The 19685-nt window shown below is 71.5% G+C and carries 19 protein-coding genes and 1 pseudogene; 6 read left to right on the plus strand and 14 right to left on the minus strand.

Annotated features, from left to right (window positions below; genetic code table 11):
* Positions 1–13 precede the first annotated feature (13 nt).
* Entirely contained in the window at positions 14–1447 is a 1434-nt protein-coding gene (locus IEZ19_RS04710) for an aminotransferase-like domain-containing protein (RefSeq protein WP_189309701.1), read from the minus strand.
* Here IEZ19_RS04710 and IEZ19_RS04715 point away from each other — a divergent pair.
* Together IEZ19_RS04715 and IEZ19_RS04720 are read left to right on the plus strand one after the other, a co-directional pair.
* The gene (locus IEZ19_RS04715; protein ID WP_189309702.1) at positions 1446–2366 is read left to right on the plus strand and encodes a DMT family transporter; all 921 of its coding nucleotides are present in this window, start codon (positions 1446–1448) and stop codon (positions 2364–2366) included. The two genes, IEZ19_RS04710 and IEZ19_RS04715, sit on opposite strands and share 2 nt — an antisense overlap.
* A 13-nt stretch (positions 2367–2379) precedes the next feature.
* Positions 2380–2583 (plus strand): DUF1918 domain-containing protein, encoded by a 204-nt coding sequence (locus tag IEZ19_RS04720; RefSeq protein ID WP_189309703.1) that lies wholly within the window; start codon positions 2380–2382, stop codon positions 2581–2583.
* 1 nt (position 2584) lies between these two features.
* Here the strand turns inward: IEZ19_RS04720 and IEZ19_RS04725 are convergent, their stop codons facing one another.
* Positions 2585–3820, minus strand: a complete 1236-nt coding sequence (locus IEZ19_RS04725; RefSeq protein ID WP_189309704.1) for a glycoside hydrolase family 10-like protein — start codon at positions 3818–3820, stop codon at positions 2585–2587.
* A 167-nt stretch (positions 3821–3987) separates the two neighbouring features.
* Here IEZ19_RS04725 and IEZ19_RS04730 point away from each other — a divergent pair, with 167 nt between their 5' ends.
* Positions 3988–4863: a 3-hydroxybutyryl-CoA dehydrogenase gene (locus IEZ19_RS04730; protein ID WP_189309705.1), complete on the plus strand. Its 876-nt coding sequence runs from the start codon at positions 3988–3990 to the stop codon at positions 4861–4863.
* Between the two features lie 348 nt (positions 4864–5211).
* Here the strand turns inward: IEZ19_RS04730 and IEZ19_RS50415 are convergent.
* Positions 5212–5307 (minus strand): annotated as a pseudogene (locus tag IEZ19_RS50415) (IS5/IS1182 family transposase); the annotation flags it as partial.
* Between the two features lie 450 nt (positions 5308–5757).
* Between IEZ19_RS50415 and IEZ19_RS04735 the strand changes: the two are divergent.
* A complete protein-coding gene (locus tag IEZ19_RS04735) occupies positions 5758–6015 on the plus strand; it encodes a hypothetical protein (protein WP_189309706.1) in 258 nt (85 codons plus the stop codon).
* Here the strand turns inward: IEZ19_RS04735 and IEZ19_RS04740 are convergent.
* From IEZ19_RS04740 to infC, 10 genes are all read right to left on the minus strand, one after another.
* On the minus strand, positions 6012–6548 hold the full coding sequence (locus IEZ19_RS04740; protein ID WP_189309707.1) for an NUDIX hydrolase: 537 nt from the start codon (positions 6546–6548) through the stop codon (positions 6012–6014). The genes IEZ19_RS04735 and IEZ19_RS04740 overlap by 4 nt on opposite strands.
* Positions 6549–6605: 57 nt before the next feature.
* Positions 6606–7946 (minus strand): NsdA family TPR-like regulatory protein, encoded by a 1341-nt coding sequence (locus tag IEZ19_RS04745; RefSeq protein ID WP_189309708.1) that lies wholly within the window; start codon positions 7944–7946, stop codon positions 6606–6608.
* Between the two features lie 192 nt (positions 7947–8138).
* On the minus strand, positions 8139–9233 hold the full coding sequence (locus tag IEZ19_RS04750) for a PP2C family protein-serine/threonine phosphatase (RefSeq protein ID WP_189309709.1): 1095 nt from the start codon (positions 9231–9233) through the stop codon (positions 8139–8141).
* Positions 9234–9512: 279 nt separating this feature from the next.
* The gene (pheT, locus tag IEZ19_RS04755) at positions 9513–12017 is read right to left on the minus strand and encodes a phenylalanine--tRNA ligase subunit beta (protein WP_189309710.1); all 2505 of its coding nucleotides are present in this window, start codon (positions 12015–12017) and stop codon (positions 9513–9515) included.
* Entirely contained in the window at positions 12017–13141 is a 1125-nt protein-coding gene (gene pheS, locus IEZ19_RS04760; protein ID WP_189309711.1) for a phenylalanine--tRNA ligase subunit alpha, read from the minus strand. The genes pheT and pheS overlap by 1 nt, the downstream gene beginning before the upstream one ends.
* A gap of 139 nt (positions 13142–13280) precedes the next feature.
* Positions 13281–14405, minus strand: a complete 1125-nt coding sequence (locus tag IEZ19_RS04765) for a sensor histidine kinase (RefSeq protein WP_189309712.1) — start codon at positions 14403–14405, stop codon at positions 13281–13283.
* A 50-nt stretch (positions 14406–14455) separates the two neighbouring features.
* Positions 14456–15304, minus strand: a complete 849-nt coding sequence (locus IEZ19_RS04770) for a TrmH family RNA methyltransferase (RefSeq protein ID WP_189309713.1) — start codon at positions 15302–15304, stop codon at positions 14456–14458.
* Between the two features lie 190 nt (positions 15305–15494).
* The gene (rplT, locus tag IEZ19_RS04775) at positions 15495–15878 is read right to left on the minus strand and encodes a 50S ribosomal protein L20 (protein ID WP_189309714.1); all 384 of its coding nucleotides are present in this window, start codon (positions 15876–15878) and stop codon (positions 15495–15497) included.
* 99 nt (positions 15879–15977) lie between these two features.
* Positions 15978–16172 carry a 50S ribosomal protein L35 gene (rpmI, locus tag IEZ19_RS04780; protein ID WP_003977225.1) on the minus strand — a complete coding sequence of 65 codons (195 nt, stop codon included), beginning with the start codon at positions 16170–16172 and terminating at the stop codon, positions 15978–15980.
* A gap of 111 nt (positions 16173–16283) precedes the next feature.
* Positions 16284–17003, minus strand: a complete 720-nt coding sequence (infC, locus tag IEZ19_RS04785; RefSeq protein ID WP_189309715.1) for a translation initiation factor IF-3 — start codon at positions 17001–17003, stop codon at positions 16284–16286.
* A 302-nt stretch (positions 17004–17305) separates the two neighbouring features.
* Here infC and IEZ19_RS04790 point away from each other — a divergent pair, with 302 nt between their 5' ends.
* Complete coding sequence (locus tag IEZ19_RS04790) at positions 17306–17674, plus strand: DUF1844 domain-containing protein (RefSeq protein WP_189309716.1); 369 nt, start codon at positions 17306–17308, stop codon at positions 17672–17674.
* A 41-nt stretch (positions 17675–17715) separates the two neighbouring features.
* Here the strand turns inward: IEZ19_RS04790 and IEZ19_RS04795 are convergent, their stop codons facing one another.
* Positions 17716–18447, minus strand: a complete 732-nt coding sequence (locus IEZ19_RS04795; RefSeq protein WP_189309717.1) for an SseB family protein — start codon at positions 18445–18447, stop codon at positions 17716–17718.
* Positions 18448–18597: 150 nt separating this feature from the next.
* On the opposite strand from IEZ19_RS04795, the gene IEZ19_RS04800 reads away from it, so the two are divergent.
* Positions 18598–19581 carry a serine hydrolase gene (locus tag IEZ19_RS04800; RefSeq protein WP_189309718.1) on the plus strand — a complete coding sequence of 328 codons (984 nt, stop codon included), beginning with the start codon at positions 18598–18600 and terminating at the stop codon, positions 19579–19581.
* The last annotated feature ends 104 nt before the right edge of the window (positions 19582–19685 follow it).

A 19685-nucleotide genomic window follows, 5' to 3' on the forward strand; every position in this document is an offset into this window, starting at 1 on the left:
GTACGTGTACACGTCAGAGCACCTCGTCGCAGGCCGTGCGCAGCCGTCGTACCCCCTCCGTGATCTCCTCCGTCCCGGCGACCGCCGCGAAGCTCAACCGGACGTGCGCCGCCGGGGGTTCGGCGCTGAAGTACGGGCGGCCGGGGGTGATCGCCACGCCGGCGCGCAGGGCCGCGGCGGTGAGGGACTGGTCGTCGGTGCCGTCAGGGAGGCGGAGCCAGAGATGGTAGCCGCCGGACGGAATGTGAGGCAGGGCGAGTTCGGGGAGGCGGCGGCGCAGGGCCGCCGTCAGGGTGTCGCGGCGGGTCTTCAACTCGGCCGAGACTGAGCGCAGATGGCGGGGCCAGGCCGGTGAACCGACCAGTTCGAGGGCGGCCTCCTGCAGGGGCCTCGGCACGAAGAAGGAGTCCACGACCTGGATGGCGCGCAGGCGTTCCAGCACCGGCCCGCGCGCGGCCAGGGCGCTCACCCGGAAGCTGGGCGAGGTCGCCTTGGTCAGCGAGCCGACGTGGACGACGACACCGTCCGGATCGTCGGCGGCCAGCGGACCCGGCAGCGGGCCCGCGTCCGCGTGCACGAGGCGCCGTACGAAGTCGTCCTCCACCACGAAGGCGCCCGCCTCGCGCGCGATGCGCAGCACCTCACCGCGCCGCTCGGGAGCGAGCACGGCGCCGGTCGGGTTCTGGAACAGGGGCTGGCAGACGAACACCCGGGCGCCGCTGGCCCGGAACGCGTCGGCGAGCAGCCCCGGCCGCACCCCGTCGGGATCCACGGGGACGGGTACGGGGCGCAGCCCGGCGGCGCGCGCGAGCGCCAGCATGCCGGGGTAGGTGGGCGACTCGACGAGCACAGGGGCCCCGGGCGGGGCGAGCGCGCGCAGGGTGGTGGCCAGCGCCGACTGACCGCCCGCCGCGATCAGCACCTCGGCCGCGCCGACCCCGCCGCCGATACCGCGCGCGAACCACTCCCGCAGCTCCGGCAGTCCCTCCATCGGCGGCCGGCCCCAGGCGCCGGGCCGTCGGCCGGCCCGGGCCAGCGCCGCGGCCATCGCCCGCTCGGGCTGCAACGAGGGGTGCAGATAGCCACCGCTGAGCTCCAGCACCCCGGGCGGCGGCGCAGCCAGGGAGACCGTGACCCCGGAGGCGTCGACGGTGCGCGGTACGAGGTCCACGGCACCGTCGGCGCTGAGCGCGACCTCCTGCCAGGAGGTGTCCCCGGCGGGCGCCGCCGCGGTGCGCGGCCGGGCCCGGAACGCACCGGCGCCGGGCCGGGTCACCACCAGGCCCTCGGCCGCCAGCTGTGCAAGGGCGCGCGAGACCGTGACGGGGCTCACCCGGAACCGCTCAACGAGCGCCCGGCTCGACGGGAGCTTTCCACCGAGCGAGTAGCGGTCCAGCTCCTGTCGAAGCCTGTCCGCCAGTTCACCGACGCTGCTACGCTCATGCATGAGAGCACAGAGTAGCGCTACTGCGACGACCCCGATAGCGGTCACCGATCCCCGCGGGCACCACACCGGCCTCGGCACCCTCCAGGCCGCCCTGGGCGTCACCGCCTTCTCGCTCACCTTCCCGGCCACCGCCTGGGGCCTCGAGGGCTTCGGCCCGTGGAGCCTGGTGGCGGTGCGCAGCGTCCTCGCTGCGGTGATCGCCGGCGTCATTCTGCTCGCGCTGCACGTCCCGCTGCCCGACCGGCGGCACTGGACCGGGCTCGCCGTCGTGGCCACCGGAGTCGTCCTCGGCTTCCCGCTGCTGACCACGCTCGCCCTGGAGACCTCGACCACCGCGCACGCCGCCGTCGTCGTGGGCCTGCTCCCGCTGACCACCGCGCTCTTCTCGGCCCTGCGCATGGGCACCCGCCCCTCCCGTACCTTCTGGGCCGCGGCCCTGGCCGGCGCGGCGGCCGTCCTCGCCTTCACCGTCCAGCAGAGCGGCGGCGCGCTCACGGCCGCCGACGGGTTTCTGTTCGCGGCCCTGGTGGTGTGCGCGGCGGGCTACACCGAGGGCGGCCGGCTGGCCCGGGTGATGCCGGGCTGGCAGGTCATCGGCTGGGCGCTGGTGCTGTGTCTGCCGCTCTCCGTCCCGGCGGCGGGGCTCGCCCTGGCGTTCGAGCCGGTACGGCTGACCGGGCACGCCGTGGCCGGGGTGCTGTGGGTCGCGGCGGGCTCGCAGTTCCTCGGTCTCGTCGTCTGGTACCGGGGGATGGCGGCCATCGGCATTCCCCGGGCCAGCCAGTTGCAGTTGGCCCAGCCGCTGCTCACACTGGTGTGGTCGGTGCTGCTGCTGGGCGAGCACCTCACGGCGGCCGCTCCTGTCACCGCCGCCGCTGTGCTCGTGTGCATCGCCGTCACGCAGCGATCGCGTTCGTGAGGAGGCCCCCCAGATGCGCGCAACCGTGGGTGACCGCCTTGTCCAGCACGGCAGGGTGGTCGGCCAGCACGATCAGGTCTCGGAAGTCGTCGAAGTGATGGGCACGGAGGGCAACCCGCCCTACCGCGTCCGCTTCCCGGACGGCCACGAGGCCGTCATGTCCCCCGGCCCCGACTGCGAGGTCCGGCACCGGGAACAGCAGACCCAGGCCCAGTAGATCAGCGCGGGGGATTCGCCGGCCGCCCGTAGTGGTCGGCGATGACCCTCGCCATCGCCCGGATCGGGTCCTTCGCCGTGTCCTGAGCGGCGAACCAGACGTGTCCGCGCACCTCCGGGTGTGCGGCGGCGCGGGTGAGGTGCCGGGACAGTTCCGCCGGGTCCTGCCAGGCGGCCGGCTGTCCCGCTGCGCCCGCCTTGTAGAGCGCCTCGCCGATGTAGAGCCGCGTGTTCGTGCCCTTCGCCACGGCTGACCACCAGGACACGACCTTGGCGTAGTCGGCGGCTGGGTAGCCGATGTTCCAGTACACCTGTGGGACGAGGTAGTCGATCCAGCTGTTGCGCACCCACGCGCGCGTGTCCGCGTACAGATCGTCGTACGCCTGGACGCCCGCCCGGGTGTCCGAGCCTCGTGAGTCGGTCGCGGCGTTGCGCCAGACCCCGAAGGGGCTGATCCCGAACTGCGTGCCGGGCCGCACCTGCCTGATGCGCGCGGCGGTCTCCTTCACCAGCCTGTCGATGTTGTCACGCCGCCAGGCGGCCCGGTTGGAGAAGGCGCCGCCGTACGCGTCGTAGGCGGCGTCGTCGGCGAAGCTCTGTCCCGCCACCGGATACGGGTAGAAGTAGTCGTCGAAGTGGACGGCGTCCACCGGGTAGCGGGCCACCGCGTCCAGGATCGCGTCCTGCACGAAGGCGCGGACCTTCGGCAGGCCCGGGTTGTAGTAGAGCTTGCCGCCGTACGGCACCACCCAGTCCGGATGCCTGCGTGCGGGGTGCGAGGCGACCAGGCGCTCGGGGTCGCTGTGGTTTGCGATCCGGTAGGGGTTGAACCAGGCGTGCAGTTGGAGTCCCCGGGCGTGGGCCTCCGTGACGGCGGTGCCTAGCGGGTCCCAGCCCGGCGACTTGCCCTGGGTGCCGGTGAGGACCTGGGACCACGGCTCGTACGGCGAGGGCCACAGCGCGTCGGCCGTGGGGCGGACCTGGAAGAGCACGGTGTTGAGCCGGTCACGGACCGCCCGGTCGAGGTGGGCGGTCAGCTCCGTGCGCTGCTGGGCGGCGGTGAGGCCGGTGCGCGAGGGCCAGTCGCGGTTGTTGACCGTCGCCAGCCACACGCCCCGCATCTCGGTCGCCGTCCGCCGCGGTGCGGTCCGCCGGTCCGGCGCGGCCGTGGCGCCCTGCGCCACCATCAGCGTCGTCAGCGCCGCCACCGTGAACGCCCGGCGTGACATTCGCCCCATCTGCACACCCCGATACACCGCGGATCCGCTCCGTCACGGATCGTTCCGCGCCTCAGGATGCCCCGACCCGGACGATCGATCATCGATACTTGGGGGTAACGTGCACGATCGGAGCAGGCGCCGGATCTGGAGGACCTGCCGAGCCGTAGACCAGCGAAGGGGACGATGTGACGGACTTCCCAGCGGGAGACATCACGCGCGTCGGAGTGGTGGGCTCCGGCCAGATGGGCGCCGGCATCGCCGAGGTGTGCGCCCGCGCCGGCCTGGACGTGAAGGTCGCCGAGATCACCGGCGAGGCCCTGGAGATCGGCCGTACCCGGCTGTTCAACTCCCTGGCCAAGGCCGCCGAGCGCGGCAAGATCAGCGAGGAGGAGCGGGACGTCACCCAGGCGCGCCTCAGCTTCACCACCGACCTCGGCGAGTTCGCGGACCGTGATCTGGTGATCGAGGCCGTCGTGGAGAACGAGCAGGTGAAGACCGAGATCTTCCAGGTGCTCGACCAGGTCATGACCCGTGCGGACGCGATCCTCGCCTCCAACACCTCCTCCATCCCGCTGGTGAAGCTCGCGGTCGCCACCTCGCGCCCGGATCATGTGGTCGGCATCCACTTCTTCAACCCGGCCCCGGTGCAGAAGCTGGTCGAGCTGATCCCGGCGCTCACCACGTCCGAGGGCACGCTCAGCCGCGCCCAGATCTTCGCCGAGAAGGTGCTGGGCAAGCACGCCATCCGCGCTCAGGACCGCTCCGGGTTCGTGGTCAACGCGCTGCTCGTGCCCTACCTGCTGTCCGCGATCCGCATGTTCGAGTCGGGCATCGCCAGCCGTGACGACATCGACAACGGCATGGAGATGGGCTGCGCCCACCCGATGGGCCCGCTGAAGCTGTCCGACCTGATCGGCCTGGACACGATCGTCTCCGTCGCGAACTCGATGTACGCCGAGTACAAGGAGCCGCTGTACGCGGCGCCGCCGCTGCTGCAGCGGATGGTGGACGCGGGGCGCCTTGGCCGGAAGTCGGGGTCGGGGTTCTACACGTACGGCTGATGGCACAACTGTGGGCCTGACATGGGAAGTTCCGTGTCAGGCCCACGCCTTTCCGTGCCAGGCGCACGACCGGGCTGCGCTGGGCCGCCGCCAGGTTCGCGTCTTTCCACCTTGTGCGGGGCGCTACCTGTTCAGGCGGCGGAATATCCCTGATGTACCCCCTCCGACAACCGTGAAAGTCCCTGAAAAGTCCCTGGGATGTCTCCGGCTTCCGCCTGCCTGACACCGCCTGCCTCTGGATTCGCGGGGCCGGCGGCCCAACCTGGGTGCGCGGAAGCATCCAGCCGGCCACGGACCGCACGACATCTCCGCGTCTTCCGCCTCGCCATGCGAACCAGTGGGGCGGTCGTCGGCCGGGGTGATCTGGAGGGCCGCGGGACGGCCGCGACCGTCGCAGGCGAGGTGGATCTCATGGGGCAAGCCTCCCCGGTATCGGCCGAGGGCGTGATCGTCCGGTTCGTCCCGTCGGCGCTTCCGCCAGGCGGCCTCCGGATGCCTGCGAAACCAGCGGCTACCAGGAGGCCCGTCCTTCATGGGCGTGCAGCGGGCAGCTCGCCCCGGTCCCCCGTTCGAACACCAGGTGCCACGCACATGGCCGAGGATTACAAGGAGCCGCTCTACGCCGCTCCCCCGCTGCTCCGGCGCATGGTCGAGGCGGGCCAGCTCGGCCGCAAGACCCGCTCGGGCCACCTACGGCTGGTTACGGGGAGCGACTCTTCACGGGCCCGGCACCGCCTTGGGTGCCGGGCCCGTCTGTTTCACACACCGTGTGCGCGCCGGGCCCGCATATGCCCCGCGCGCACGCTCCCCTCGCGCCCACCAGGCGAGTTGACTCCTGATGCGCATGCAAGGGATGTGGAACAACCACATGTGACAACAGAGAGGAGTGGACCCGTGACCGCCGATCCCGAGCATCCCGAGGTCCATGGAGAACTCGCAGAGTTACGTCGCCGCCTCGACGTGGCGTACGCCCGAGTCGAGGGAGGACTGGCCCTGCTCAGCCATCGCACGGAGGAGACGGCCAAGGAACTGGACGAGCTGAACAGCCGGATGCACTCGCTGGAGCACGCCCGTTGGCCGCTCCCCTCCGTCGCGGCCCTCGCGGCCGTCGGGGCCCTCGCCGTGGCGATCTGGCAGGCGCTGGCCCATTAGCCGTCGGCGAGCCGGAGATGGTGCAGCAGGAGTAACGCGGCCGCCATGTTGGCGGCCGGGACCTCGCCGCGGGCGACCATGTCGGGGACGAGCTTGAGGGGGACCCATTCCCGGCGGTCCGACTCGAAGTCGTCCACGGGATGCCCGACGTACTCGCCCTCGTCGGCCCAGTAGATGTGGTGCCGGGCGTCCGTGAGGCCGTTGGACGGCTCCACGGTCATCAGGTGGTGCAGGGGTCCCGGCCGCCAGCCAGTCTCCTCCTCCAGTTCCCGCGCGGCCGCGCGCGGGATGTCCTCGCCGTCCTCCACGACTCCGGCCGCAAGTTCCCACCCCCAGCTGTCCGTGATGAATCGGTGGCGCCACAGGAGAAGGACCTCGCGTGCCTCGTTCACCACCGTGGCCACGGCCACCGGCCGCAGCCGTATCAAGAAGTGGTCGAGGTGCCGGCCGTCCGGCAGCTCGACATCCGCGAGATTGACGCTGAACCAGCGATTTTCATAGACAGTTTGTTCGTTCTGTTTTGTCCACTGCACGGTTCTGCCACCTTCCGCCGAGTAAGTGGCAATATCGCAGCAGCAGCGTCGAGTGGCCTACAGCGGTACGCGCAGTGCCCCGTCGATGAGTTCGGCGGCTTCAGCGGTTCCGGCACAACCGCTGCGCACCAGGTGCTCGCGTACCGCGCGCAGTCTGTCGCGCAGCCGCTGGGACTCCATCCCCCGCGCCTGCTCGGCCATCTGCACCGCCGTCGCCACCGCCTTGTCGACGTTGCCCTGCCGCAGCTCGATGGTGCTGAGCATGGCCAGCCGGTGCACCCGGCCCCGGTCGTGCGCCGGATTGTCCACGGCCGCCGCCGCGTGCTCCCGGGCGGCGGCCAGCTCGCCCAGGCTGAGAAGCGCCTCGGCCACCTGCACATTGACCAGGCCCGGCTGGACATAGCCGGTCTCATCGGGTTCGTACCCGCGCCGGATGCGTTCGGCGGCCGTCTCGGCCCGCCGGATGCAGGACAGCGCGCTCGTGCCGTCGCCGAGGCGGGCGTACGCCTTGGCCTGCATCGCGTACAGGTCCGAGGCGAGGGCCGGGGTGATGTGCTTGCCCGCGGCCCGCAGCGCGGCCTCCGCGAAGGCGACGGCCTGCCGGTACTCCCGCATGAACAGCGCCTGGTTGACGAGCAGCGCGATGACGTACGCCCCGAGTCCCCGGTCCCCACTGGCCTTCGCGAGCCTGAGCGCCTGGTGGAAGTAACGCTGGGCGAGCCCGTGGGCGTCGGAGTCGTATGCGCAGATCCCGGCGATCGCCACCAACCCGCCGGTGGCTCTGTGCAGTTGACGCCCCGTGGCATCGGTGTAGCTGCCGCGCAGCAACGGAGCCGCCTCGGCGTTGAGGAAGCCGACGATGCGCGTGCGGGTCGCCATGCCGCCCGCCTTGCGGTACATCTGCTCGTAGTGCGTACGGGCGGCGCGCAGCATCTCGAGGTCGGCCGGCGTGACCCGGTGCCGGCCGCCGCGCGAGACGTCCACGTCCTCGGGCGGGTTCTCCCACTCCCACACGGGCATCACGGCGGGCGTGCCGGTGACGGCCGGCGCACCGAGTATGTGCGGGCGCTGCTGTTCGTCGGAGCGCCACAGAGCGGTGGCCCGCTCGACGAACCCGGACAGCGAGGTGCCGTGCGGGGTCGAGGGCCCGCCCGGGACACCGAGGCCGATGTCGTCGAGCGTGACGGGCCGGTGCAGCCGCCCCGCGAGCACCTCGCAGATCAGATCGGGCACCTGGCCGCGTGGCCGCTGGCCCTTCAACCACCGTGCGACGGCGGTGTGTTCGTAACGGAGCGCGAGACCCCGCGCCCGGCCCGCCTGGTTGACGTGCGCGGCGAGACCGGCGTGCGAGATCCCCGCCTCGTCCAGGATCGCGTCGAGCAGAGTGTTGGGCTGCATGGAATGCCCCCCGAGTGGCCTGGTGCCGTCAGAGTAGTGCGAGCGCCTTCACACGGGGTGCGAACGGAGTGCGCGAATCCGGGCTGTGCGCGCGCTGTTGCGGAGAGTGTCGGACCGATTGACTGAACTGCCTCGCAAGAGGCCGGCCGGGCCGCCGGCTCCCCCTCGTACAGCGGCGGCTTGGCCGTGCGGCTAAGGGGGTGCGGCCAACGGCGTGTTGTCGGGTGCGGGTGCGTGGGGGTTGTTCGCGCAGTTCCCCGCGCCCCTGTAGGTCTCGCTGCGCTTCGCCCAATTCCTGTCGTTCCGCAGGATGAGAACAGCGACGTCGTCCGTCGGAGCGCCTCTTGTGTGGCGGAGCAAGGCCGAGAAGACCCTGCGCAGGATGGCCTGGGGTGTGGTCGTGGGAGCGCGCGTCGCGTCGGCCAATGTCTCCGGCAGGGAGAAGAAGCGGCCCCTCGCATCACGGGCGTCCTCCGCGCCGTCCGTGTAGAGGACCAGGGACTCGCCGGCACGCAGTTCGCCACATGGTACGGCGACCAGGCCGGCCGGGAGCGGGAACGGGCCCAGCGGCGGCAGGGGGTCGCTGTGCGCCAGGGGCTCAACCCCGTAGCCACCCAGCCGATAGGGCCAGGGATGGCCGCAGTTGAGGGCGCTCACCTGTCCGTCGCGACCGATCTCCAGGAGGAGGACCGTGACGAACTCCTCGGCCACCGGGTCATCGGGTTCCCGGCAGCTCGACGGGTGTTCGGCGCGGGCACGTTCGTGTAGACGGCGGACGAGAGCGCGCTCCAACCGCCGTAACACGGCGGCCAGTTCACGCTCGTCGTGGGCAGCCTCGCGGAAGCTGCCGAGGACGGCGGCGACGGTGCCGAGCGCGGCGAGACCGTGGCCGCGCACGTCCCCCATCACCATTCGCACACCGTGCTCGGTGGCGATCGCCTCGTACAGATCGCCGCCGATGGCCGCACCCCGGTCGGCGGACAACTGGGCGGCGGCGACGGTCAGGCCGTCGAGCCGTGGCGGCGGCGGACGCAGCAGCACGCTCTGGGCGGCACCGGCGACCTTGCGAATCTGCCGCAGCTCACGCAGCAGAGTGCGGTGGACGTGCGCTATGAGCCCGGTGCCGACGACGAGGAACACGGCACTGGTGCCGATCCGCGCGCCGAGCCCGTTCTGCTGCGCGAGCGGGCAGGCCAGCTTGTAGGTGATCGCCACACTGCCCCATGCGGTGGGGAGCCCCAGGGTGAGCAGACGCCGGGTGGGCGCCCGTGCCTTGATACGGAACATGCGGATGCCCCCACACCAGCCCCGACAGAGCAGAATCGGACCGACCCCGAAAGGCCGGTCCGATTCTGTCGACGGCATGACCTGGAGGACCAGATCAGCCCCAGTTGCCACTCAAACGAGTGAGAACCGCTGCATTTATGCAGGTAGCCGCACTGCAACGCGCCCCGATAGGGCCGCGGGACTGTGTCGATATGCGGCTCCGCCGGGTAGGCGCGACAAGCCACCGACGACCCGCAGCCGCCGAACCACACAGTCCCCCACGGCGACCAGGCACGGCGCCTAGGCCCGAAGCACCGCTCCCGTACGCGAGCCCGCGAGGGCAACCGCGGCGTCCCGCGCAGCAGACGCCTCGTCAACCGTCAGCGTCCGGTCCCCCGCCCGGAAGCGGAGCGCATACGCCAGCGACTTACGACCCTCACCCAGCTGCTCGGCGTTCTCGTAGACGTCGAACAGCCGGATGGACTCGAGGAGTTCACCCGCACCCTCACTCAGCGCGGCCTCCACGTCGGCATGCGGAACGCCCTCGTCGACCACCAGGGCGACATCCTGCGTCGCGACCGGGAACGTCGAGATGTGCGGGCTCTTCACGAGGCCCGCGCTCGCCTGCTCCAGGACGTCCAGGTTCAGCTCCATCGCGCAGGTGCGCGCGGGCAGGCCCAGGGTCTTCAGGACGCCGGGGTGCAGCTCACCGGCGTACCCGACGACCCGCTCCGCGCCGTCCACGACGACCGCCAGCTCGGCGCAGCGGCCTGGGTGCCACGGGCCGTACTGGCCCTTGCGGACGATCAGTCCGGTCCCGGACTCGCGGGCGAGGATCCGGGCGGCCTCGATGGCGTCGGCCCAGTCGGACGGGTGGCCCTTGCCCCACCAGCCGGCCTGCTCACGGGCGCCGGCGAGGACGACGGCGGCGTGCCGGGGCTGCTCGGGCAGCGCCTCGTCGAGGGGGGCGAGCTCCTCGTCGGTGGGCCGATGGTCGACGGGCAGGCGCACCGCGACCTTCAGCTCCTCGCGCGGGTGGAAGACCAGGCCGGTCTCGAAGAGGGCCAGGTCGTGCGAGCCGCGGCCATCATTGCGACGCAGGGCGCCCAGCAGGCCGGGCAGCAGCGTCGTACGGAGCGCGGGCTCCTCGTCGGAAAGCGGGTTGACCAGCTTGACGACCCGGCGCTTCGGGTCGTCGGCGGCCAGGTTGAACTGGTCGAAGACCTGCTCGCCGATGAACGGGTAGTTCGGCGCCTCGACGTAGCCGGCGCCGGCCAGGGCGCGGCCGATGCGGCGGTGGAGGCGCTGCCGCTCGGTCAGGCCCAGGCCCGCGGGGGGCTTGGGCAGCGTGGACGGCAGGTTCTCGTAGCCCTCGAGCCGGATGACCTCTTCGGCGAGGTCGTTCGGGTCGGTGAGGTCGGACCGCCAGGACGGGACGGTGACGTTCAGCTCGTCCTGCCCGTAGACGTCGCAGCCGACCTCCTGGAGGCGGCGTACGACGGTCTCGCGGCCGTAGGCGACACCCGCGACCTTGTCCGGGTGGTCGGCCGGGATGGTGATGGTGTGCGGCGCGGTGGGCGCGATGACCTCGGTGACACCGGCGTCCGCCGTGCCGCCCGCGAGCAGCACGAGCAGGTCGACCGTGCGCTGCGCGGCGGCGGACGCGGCCTGCGGGTCCACGCCGCGCTCGAAGCGACGGGACGCCTCGGAGGACAGCTTGTGCCGGCGGGCGGTGCGGGCGATGGAGATCGCGTCGAAGTGGGCGGCCTCGATCACGACGTCGGTGGTCGTGCCGTCCGTCTCGTCGATCTCCGTGTTGGCGCCGCCCATGACGCCCGCGAGGCCGATCGGACCGCGGTCGTCGGTGATGACCAGGTCCTCGTCGGACAGCGTGCGCTCGACGCCGTCGAGGGTGGTGAGCTTCTCGCCCGGCTCGGCCCGGCGCACGCCGATCGCGCCTTCGACGCGGGCGCGGTCGTACGCGTGCAGGGGCTGGCCCAGCTCCAGCATCACGTAGTTGGTGACGTCGACGGCCAGCGAGATCGGGCGCATGCCCGCCTTCTGGAGGCGGCGCCGCAGCCAGATCGGGGAGTGTGCCTCGGGGTCGAGGCCGCTGACCGTGCGGGCGGTGAAGCGGTCGCAGCCGCAGGCGTCGCTGACCCGCACCGGGTAGCCGTAGGCGTTCGGCGCGGGCACGTCGAGCAGGGCCGGGTCGCGCAGGGACAGGCCGTAGGCGGTGGCGGCCTCGCGGGCGACGCCGCGCAGGGACAGGGCGTAGCCGCGGTCGGGAGTGACGGCGATGTCGAGCACCTCGTCGACGAGCTGGAGCAGCTCGATGGCGTCGATGCCGATCTCGGTCTCCGGCGGCAGCACGATGATGCCCTTGGTGCCGTCGTCGCCCATGCCCAGCTCGTCGCTGGAGCAGATCATGCCGTGCGAGACCTTGCCGTAGGTCTTGCGCGCGGAGATCGCGAAGCCGCCGGGCAGGACGGCACCGGGCAGGACCACGACGACCTTGTCGCCGACGGCGAAGTTGCGGGCGCCGCAGACGACCTCCTGGGGCTCGCCGGTCCCGTTGGCCTGGCCGACGTCGACGGTGCAGAAGCGGATCGGCTTCTTGAAGCCCTCGAGCTCCTCGATGGTCAGCACCTGGCCGACGACGAGCGGCCCCTTGAGGTCGGCGCCGAGCTGTTCGACGGTCTCGACCTCGAGGCCGACCGAGATCAGCTTCGCCTGGACGTCACGGCCGGTCTGAGTCGCCGGCAGGTCGACGTACTCCCGCAGCCAAGAAAGCGGGATCCGCATCAGATCTCCATCCCGAACGGCCGGGTGAACCGGACGTCACCCTCGACCATGTCTCGCATGTCTTCGACGTTGTGGCGGAACATCAGCATCCGCTCGATGCCGAACCCGAAGGCGAATCCGCTGTACTTCTCGGGGTCGACGCCGCAGGCGACGAGCACCCGCGGGTTGACCATGCCGCAGCCGCCCAGCTCGATCCAGCCCTCGCTGGAGCAGGTGCGGCAGGGCCGGTCGGGGTTGCCGACGGAGGCGCCCTTGCACACGTAGCAGAGCATGTCCATCTCGGCGGACGGCTCGGTGAAGGGGAAGTAGTTCGGCCGCAGCCGGGTCTTCATGTCCGCGCCGAACAGCGACTGGACCATGTGGTCCAGGGTGCCTTTGAGGTCCGCCATGGTCAGGCCCTCGTCGACGGCCAGCAGCTCGATCTGGTGGAAGACCGGGGTGTGCGTGGCGTCCAGCTCGTCCGTGCGGTACACACGGCCGGGACAGACGATGTAGACGGGCAGCTCGCGTGACAGCAGGGCGCGGGCCTGCACGGGCGAGGTGTGGGTGCGCAGGATGACACCCGACTCACCGTGATCGCCCTTCGGGCCCTCGACGAAGAAGGTGTCCTGCATCTGCCGGGCCGGGTGGTCGGGGGTGAAGTTCAGGGCGTCGAAGTTGAACCACTCCGCCTCGACCTCGGGGCCCTCGGCGACCTCGTACCCCATGGACACGAAGACGTCCGCGACCCGCTCCATCATCGTGGTCAGCGGGTGCCGCGCACCGGCCGGTACCCGGTCGTACGGCAGCGTGACGTCCACCGCCTCCTCGACGAGCACCCGGGCGTCGCGCTCGGCCTCCAGTTCGGCCTGGCGGCCGGTGAGGGCCTTGTTGACGGCGCCGCGGGCCTGGCCGACGCGTTTGCCGGCCTCGGCCTTGGCATGCGGGGGCAGGGCGCCGATCTCGCGGTTGGCGAGGGCCAGCGGTGAGGCGGGGCCGGTGTGGGCGACCTTGGCCTCGTGGAGCGCGTCGAGGGAGTCCGCGGCGGCGAAGGCGGCGAGCGCCTCGTCCCGCATGCGCTCGATCTCTTCCGGTTTCAACGTCTCGACCTCGACAGGGTCGTACGACTTATTGGGTGCCGACATCTCTTCCCGTGCTTCCGATTGGCTGGCTGAGGGTCCCCGTCACCGGCCGAGTCACCGACTGACAGCGCCGTGTGCAGGACACATAGGTGCCAAAGGCCGAGTCTAACGGGGTGGCGGAATACGAATGCGCCCGTGGCCGTCAGGCGAGATACGCCGGAGTGCTCACGGGCAACGTAAATCGGAACTCGGCGCCCCCGCCGGGCGCGCGTCCGACCGTGATGGTGCCGCCGTGGGCCTCGACGATGCCCTTGACGATGTAGAGCCCGAGGCCCGTGCCACCGCGCTTGCTGCCCCGCCAGAAGCGGGTGAAGACGCGGTTCATGGACTCCTCCGGGATGCCGGGGCCCTCGTCGCTCACCGTGACCGACGTACCGGCGTCCTCCGCTTCGCGCGGGGCCACCGAGGGCGTGATGTCGATGGTGACGGTTCCCTCGCCGTGCCGCACGGCATTTTCCAGCAGGTTGCTGAGGACCTGGTCGATCTTGTCGGGGTCGGCCCACAGGGCGGGCAGCGGCTGCTCGATGCGCAGCAGGAACCGGTCGGCGGGCTGGCCGGCGGCGACGTACGCCTGGATGTGGCGTCCGACGGCGGCGCCCATGTCGACGGGCTGCCTGCGCACCTCGAGGCGTCCGGAGTCGATGCGGGAGATGTCGAGCAGCTCGGCGATGAGCCGGGTGACACGGTCGGCGTCGGCGTCCACGGTCTCCAGCATCAGCCGCTTCTGGTCGTCGGTGAATCTCTCCCACTTGGCCAGCAGGGTCGCGGTGAAGCCTTTGACCGAGGTGAGCGGGGAGCGCAGCTCGTGGGCGACCGTGGCGATCAGCTCGGCATGGCTGCGCTCGGTGCGGCGGCGGGCCTCGGTGTCCCGCAGGCAGACGACGACCCGGCGGACGGGGCCGGTGGGCTCGTCGCGCACGTACCGGACCGAGACGAGGACTTCCCGGCCCCCGGGCAGCAACAGGTTGCGCTCGGGCTGGCGCACCCGGATGGCGAGCCCGCCGTAGGGATCGGTCAGCTGCCACCAGCGCCGCCCCTCCAGGTCCTCCAGGGGCAGGGCCTTGTCCAGGCGTTGTCCCAGGGCGTCCTCGCGCCGTACGGCGGTGATGCGGGCGGCTGCCGAGTTGAAGCAGACGACCCGCCCGTGCTCGTCGGCGATCACCAGGCCGTCGGGCAGCTCCTCGGGGTCGACGCCGACACCACCGGGGTCCTCGTGCCGGGGCGCGGGCACACGCCGCACGTCCCGCCCGCTCGTGCCGACGCTCATCCCCGTACCCCACCCTTCAGCTGCCGTGGGCCCCCGAGCTGGTCACCCTACTAGCTCTCGGTGACGGAACGGCACCCTCCGGAGGCGCGCTGTGCACGGGCCGACGCGTAGAGACATACGGCGGCGGCGGTGGCGAGGTTCAGACTCTCGGCCTTCCCGTGGATGGGGACGCGCACGACGGCGTCCGCCAGCGCGCGGGTCTCCTCCGGGAGCCCCCAGGCCTCGTTCCCGAACACCCAGGCGGTGGGCCCGCCCATGGTCCCCTTGTCCAGCTCGTCGTCGAGGTCGTCGGTGCCGGCCCCGTCGGCGGCGAGGATGCGTACGCCGGCGTCCTTGAGCCCGGCGACGGCCCGCTCGACGGGGACGCCGACGGCGACGGGCAGATGGAACAGCGAGCCGACGGAGGCGCGGACGGCCTTGGGGTTGTACAGGTCGACGGAGGCGTCGGTGAGGACGACGGCCTCGGCCCCGGCGGCGTCGGCGCACCGCAGCACGGTCCCGGCGTTCCCGGGGTCCCGTACGTGTGCGAGGACGGCGACGAGCTTGGGCCGGCCGGCCAGGATCTCCTCGAACGGCGTGTCCACGAACCGGCACACCCCGACGAGGCCCTGCGGGGTCACGGTGGTGGAGATGTCGGCGATCACCTGCTCGTCGGCGAGATGCACCCGGGCACCGGCGTCGCGTGCCTCCCCCATGATGTCGGCGTACCGCTCCGCGGCCTCGACGGTGGCGAACAGCTCGACCAGCGTGTCCCGGTGTCCCGCGGCTTCCCGCACGGCCTGCGGCCCCTCGGCGAGGAACAGCCGCTCCTTACTCCGGAAATTCCGCTTCCCCAGCCGCCGAGCGGCAGCCACACGCGCGGAACGGGGGGAGATCAGCTCAGGAGAGACGGGGGGCATCCTCATACCTTCGGAGACTTGTAGCGCACGAAGGGGCGCGGGGCTGTGTCGATATGCGGCTCCACCGCGTGCGCGCGACCAGCCACATCGGGCCCGCGGCCGAACGACCACCGGCCCACCCAATGGCAGGACCCGCAAGCCATACAGCCTGCGGGTCCTACAGTTCACGTCGGCTGAAGCCGGCGCAGCGTCACGCGGCCTTCGGCGCGTTGACGTCCGCCGGCAGCGCCTTCTGCGCGGCCTCGACGAGCGCGGCGAACGCGCTCGCGTCGTTGACGGCCAGCTCGGCCAGGATCTTGCGGTCGACCTCGATGTTCGCGGCCTTCAGACCCTGGATGAAGCGGTTGTACGTGATGCCGTTGGCGCGGGCAGCGGCGTTGATGCGCTGGATCCACAGCTGACGGAAGTCGCCCTTGCGCTTCTTGCGGTCGTTGTAGTTGTAGACCAGCGAGTGGGTGACCTGCTCCTTGGCCTTGCGGTACAGGCGCGACCGCTGACCGCGGTAGCCGGAGGCCTGCTCGAGGATCGCCCGGCGCTTCTTGTGGGCGTTGACTGCCCGCTTGACGCGTGCCACTTGTTTAACTCCTTGTAGCGGGGCCGCGGTTCGACTCACGCGGCCCGGAAACGGCTGGGTCCCGGTCCTGACGCAGGGCGCTTGTGCGCGCCCCCGGCGTCACTTGCCGAGAAGCTTCTTGATCTTCGCGGCGTCGCCCGGGGCCATCTCGGCGTTGCCGGTGAGACGACGCGTCACGCGGGACGACTTGTGCTCGAGCAGGTGGCGCTTGCCGGCGCGCTCACGGAGCACCTTGCCGGAGCCGGTGATCTTGAAGCGCTTGCTGGCACCGCTGTGCGACTTGTTCTTCGGCATAGCGCCGTTATCTCCTCGTCGGTGGCGCTCCGGTGCCCGGTCGCGAAAACCGGGCACGGTGGAGCGTCGCTGCTTGTTTCGGTTACATCCAGGGGACTCGCGTCCCTCGGATCACGCCTCGGCGGGTTCCTCGGCGGGCGCCTCGGCCTCGGCCTCGGCGGGGTTCTGCGAACGACCGGGGTTGGCCTTCGCCTCCGCCTTGCGGGCCTCCTGCGCCTGGCGAGCCTCGGCCATCGCCTCGGTCTTCTTCTTGTGCGGACCGAGAACCATGATCATGTTGCGGCCGTCCTGCTTCGGGTTCGACTCCACGAAGCCGAGGTCCTGGACGTCCTCCGCGAGACGCTGCAGCAGTCGGTAGCCCAGTTCGGGCCGGGACTGCTCGCGACCACGGAACATGATCGTGATCTTGACCTTGTCGCCCTGCTTGAGGAACCGGACGACGTGACCCTTCTTGGTGTCATAGTCGTGCGGGTCGATCTTCGGCCGGAGCTTCATCTCCTTGATGACCGTGTGCGCCTGGTTCTTGCGCGCCTCACGGGCCTTCATGGCCGACTCGTACTTGAACTTCCCGTAGTCCATGAGCTTGCACACGGGCGGACGGGCGTTCGCCGCGACCTCGACCAGGTCGAGGTCGTACTCCTGCGCAAGCTCCAGGGCCTTCGCGAGCGGCACGATGCCGACCTGCTCGCCACTGGGACCGACAAGTCGCACCTCGGGAACGCGAATCCGGTCGTTGATGCGGGGCTCGGTGCTGATGGATCCTCCTCGGTAGCACCATGCGGCCGCCTGGCGGACGACCACGTATGTCTGGCTGACATGGAGACCAACCATCACGGCACATGAAAAATGCCCCGGACGGGACACAGGCGGGACTCCGAAGCAGCCGGAGCACCGCCGCGGTGAGCCCGCGGGGCGCGAATCGGACGACTCCACCGTCCGTACGGAACGGTGGTGGTCGTCTGACCGGTGACCCGCCGTCCCGTGGGACGGTCAGGTGGGAGATCGGAGCCTCCACTTGTGGGCCGGGCACGCGGTGTCCGACCGGTCGTTCAACAAGGCTAGCAGCTCGGGCCGGGAACGGCTAACCGAGGCCGACTGGGGCCGCACGCGCCCCGGCGCCTATCGTGTCCCGCATGAGTGAGACCTCCCCCTCCAGCCCGGACGGGCAGCCCGACTTCGACGAGATGGCCCGCGACATCGCCGAGGTCCCCGCGGTCGAGGTGATCGTGACGGTCGCCGTCAACCTGATGAGCGCCGCCGCCGTGAAGCTCGGCCTGACCGAGGAGGGCGACAAGTACAAGGACCTCGACGAGGCCCGCAAGCTGGTCGGCGCCCTGGCCGGGCTGCTGGACGCGAGCGCGACCGAGATCAGCTCCTTCCACGCGGCGCCGCTGCGCGACGGCCTGAAGTCACTGCAGCTGGCGTTCCGCGAGGCGTCGATCGTCCCGGACGGGCCGGGCCAGGGCCCCGGTGAGAAGTACACCGGGCCGGTCTACGGCTAGCCGGTCCGCTCGGCCTGTGTACGACTGATCCGTCGTACGGCTCACCCGCGAACGAACAGGGGCTCGCCCGGAGGCGTGGTCCCGGCCGGCAGCAGTGCCAGGTCGAGGCCGCGCACCAGGCGGGCCCTCAGCGTGTCGTCGGCCGCGAGGCGCTCCGCGACGGCACGGGCGGCCTCGGCGGGCGCGGCGGCCGGGTCCAGGACCAAAGCCAGGGTGCCGTCGGCCTGCCCGGGGCCGAGGTGGGCGCGCAGCACCGCGGGCTCGCCGGCGACGGCGGCGCGTACGGCCTCGACGACGGCCGGGTCGGCGAGCGGGGCGGTGCTCGTACGGCCCTCGGCCAGCGCCAGCAGGGCCGGGCCCGTCAGCTCGAACGGCACCGGCCCCGCCATGTCGAGGACGACCGTGTCCGCCTTCTCGTGAGCGGCCGCCTGCAGCGCCTGGTGCAGAGGTACGGCGACGGGGCGGGCCGCCGGGTCCCAGCGGGCGAGGGAGTCGGTGGAGGTGAAGGCCGGCAGGGCCGTTCGGGTCCCGGCCTTCAGGGTCGGTACGGCCATGTCACTGGTCTTCTCGCGGCGCAGCCGGTTCTCGTCCTCCTCCACCTCGCCGAGCACGGCCACGACGGGCACGAGCAGCCGGGCGCCCTTGAGTGCCTCGAGCACCGGGCCGACGGCGGTGCGGTCCTCGGCCCAGGCGGCGAGCGCGGCGCTCAGCCGGGGGTCGGCCGAGCCGTCGTCGTCGGAGTAACCGGGGTCGGGAATGTTCTTGTTCGCCACGGTCACCGACCTTATCGGGGGGATGCTGCTGCGCTTGTGCGGCCCCCGAAACCGGGCGGACACGCGGCTCACGGGAATCTCAGATTTCCCTGACACAGATCTCACGTCCGTCTAACGAAGCGCACAGTCCGTCACTCCAGCATCGCGGGCATGAAGCCTTCCGTACCGAGCCGTACGCTGGTCCACGCCGTGATCGCCGCCGTGACCGTGGTGGGGGTGACGGCGGCCGGGGCCGTGTACATGAAGGCGCGGGCGCACTCCGATCCGGGCCTCATATCCGCTACGGCGCCGCGGTCGTCGCCGTCGCCGACGGTCTCCGTCCCGGCCCAGGCCTCGGCTTCGGCCGGTGAGGAGGAGTCGGTGGAACCCGTGACCGAGCCGGCGTTGGATCCGGACGAGCTGCTGAGCCGGGCCATGGACGCGGTGAGCGTGCCGTCCGGCGCGAAGGTGGCGGTGGCGGTGCTGGACCTGGAGTCCGGCCAGAGCGCGGCGTACGGCCGCGGGACGTTCGACACGGCGAGCATCGTGAAGGTCGACATCCTGGCGGCGCTGCTGCTCCAGGCGCAGGACGCGGGCCGGCCTCTCACGGTCACGGAGAAGGCGTACGCCACGAAGATGATCGAGAACAGCGACAACGACGCGGCGACGGCGCTGTGGCGGACCATCGGCGGGGCGGCGGGGCTGGACTCGGCGAACGAGCGCTTCGGGCTCACGGACACGACGGGCGGCTCCGGCGACCTGTGGGGGCTGACCCAGACCACGGCCGCCGACCAACTCACGCTGCTGCGGCAGGTGTTCGGGGACGAGTCGAAGCTGAGCGAGTCCTCGCGGGCGTATCTGCGGGGGCTGATGGAGACCATCGCGGCCGGTCAGGCGTGGGGGGTCTCCGCAGTGGCCGACGGTTCCTCCTGGGCGCTGAAGAACGGCTGGCTGCCGCGCAGCACGACCGGGCTGTGGGACGTCAACAGCATCGGCCGCGTGACGGTCGACGGGGGCGGCTTTCTGGTGGCCGTGCTCTCGAAGGGCACGGCCACCCAGCAGCGGGGCATCACGCTGGTCGAGGCGACGGCCCGGGCAGCGGTGTCGGCGCTGACCGAGGGGAGCACGTCCGCGTCGGCCTCGGTGGCCGGCTAGGGCGTCCACGCCACGCACCGGGGCGTCGTCGAGGTGTTGCCCGGGGTGGGCCGCCGGTCGGGCCGGCTCGAGGCGGGGCACCGGATCACACCGTCTCCGCGACC

It is taken from the genome of Streptomyces brasiliensis, from assembly GCF_014647875.1.
Taxonomy (GTDB): Bacteria; Actinomycetota; Actinomycetes; order Streptomycetales; family Streptomycetaceae; genus Streptomyces; species Streptomyces brasiliensis.

Excerpts from the sequence above, each read along its gene's own strand:
- IEZ19_RS04710 (WP_189309701.1), bottom strand. The coding sequence starts at position 1,447 with ATGCATGAGCGTAGCAGCGTCGGTGAACTGGCGGACAGGCTTCGACAG.
- IEZ19_RS04745 (WP_189309708.1), bottom strand. The coding sequence starts at position 7,946 with ATGCAGCCCAACACTCTGCTCGACGCGATCCTGGACGAGGCGGGGATC.
- IEZ19_RS04770 (WP_189309713.1), bottom strand. The coding sequence starts at position 15,304 with ATGCCCCCCGTCTCTCCTGAGCTGATCTCCCCCCGTTCCGCGCGTGTG.
- IEZ19_RS04725 (WP_189309704.1), bottom strand. The coding sequence starts at position 3,820 with ATGGGGCGAATGTCACGCCGGGCGTTCACGGTGGCGGCGCTGACGACG.
- infC (WP_189309715.1), bottom strand. The coding sequence starts at position 17,003 with ATGGTTGGTCTCCATGTCAGCCAGACATACGTGGTCGTCCGCCAGGCG.
- IEZ19_RS04800 (WP_189309718.1), top strand. The coding sequence starts at position 18,598 with ATGAAGCCTTCCGTACCGAGCCGTACGCTGGTCCACGCCGTGATCGCC.
- pheT (WP_189309710.1), bottom strand. The coding sequence starts at position 12,017 with ATGCGGATCCCGCTTTCTTGGCTGCGGGAGTACGTCGACCTGCCGGCG.
- IEZ19_RS04720 (WP_189309703.1), top strand. The coding sequence starts at position 2,380 with ATGCGCGCAACCGTGGGTGACCGCCTTGTCCAGCACGGCAGGGTGGTC.
- IEZ19_RS04715 (WP_189309702.1), top strand. The coding sequence starts at position 1,446 with ATGAGAGCACAGAGTAGCGCTACTGCGACGACCCCGATAGCGGTCACC.
- pheS (WP_189309711.1), bottom strand. The coding sequence starts at position 13,141 with ATGTCGGCACCCAATAAGTCGTACGACCCTGTCGAGGTCGAGACGTTG.
- IEZ19_RS04765 (WP_189309712.1), bottom strand. The coding sequence starts at position 14,405 with ATGAGCGTCGGCACGAGCGGGCGGGACGTGCGGCGTGTGCCCGCGCCC.
- IEZ19_RS04750 (WP_189309709.1), bottom strand. The coding sequence starts at position 9,233 with ATGTTCCGTATCAAGGCACGGGCGCCCACCCGGCGTCTGCTCACCCTG.
- rpmI (WP_003977225.1), bottom strand. The coding sequence starts at position 16,172 with ATGCCGAAGAACAAGTCGCACAGCGGTGCCAGCAAGCGCTTCAAGATC.
- IEZ19_RS04790 (WP_189309716.1), top strand. The coding sequence starts at position 17,306 with ATGAGTGAGACCTCCCCCTCCAGCCCGGACGGGCAGCCCGACTTCGAC.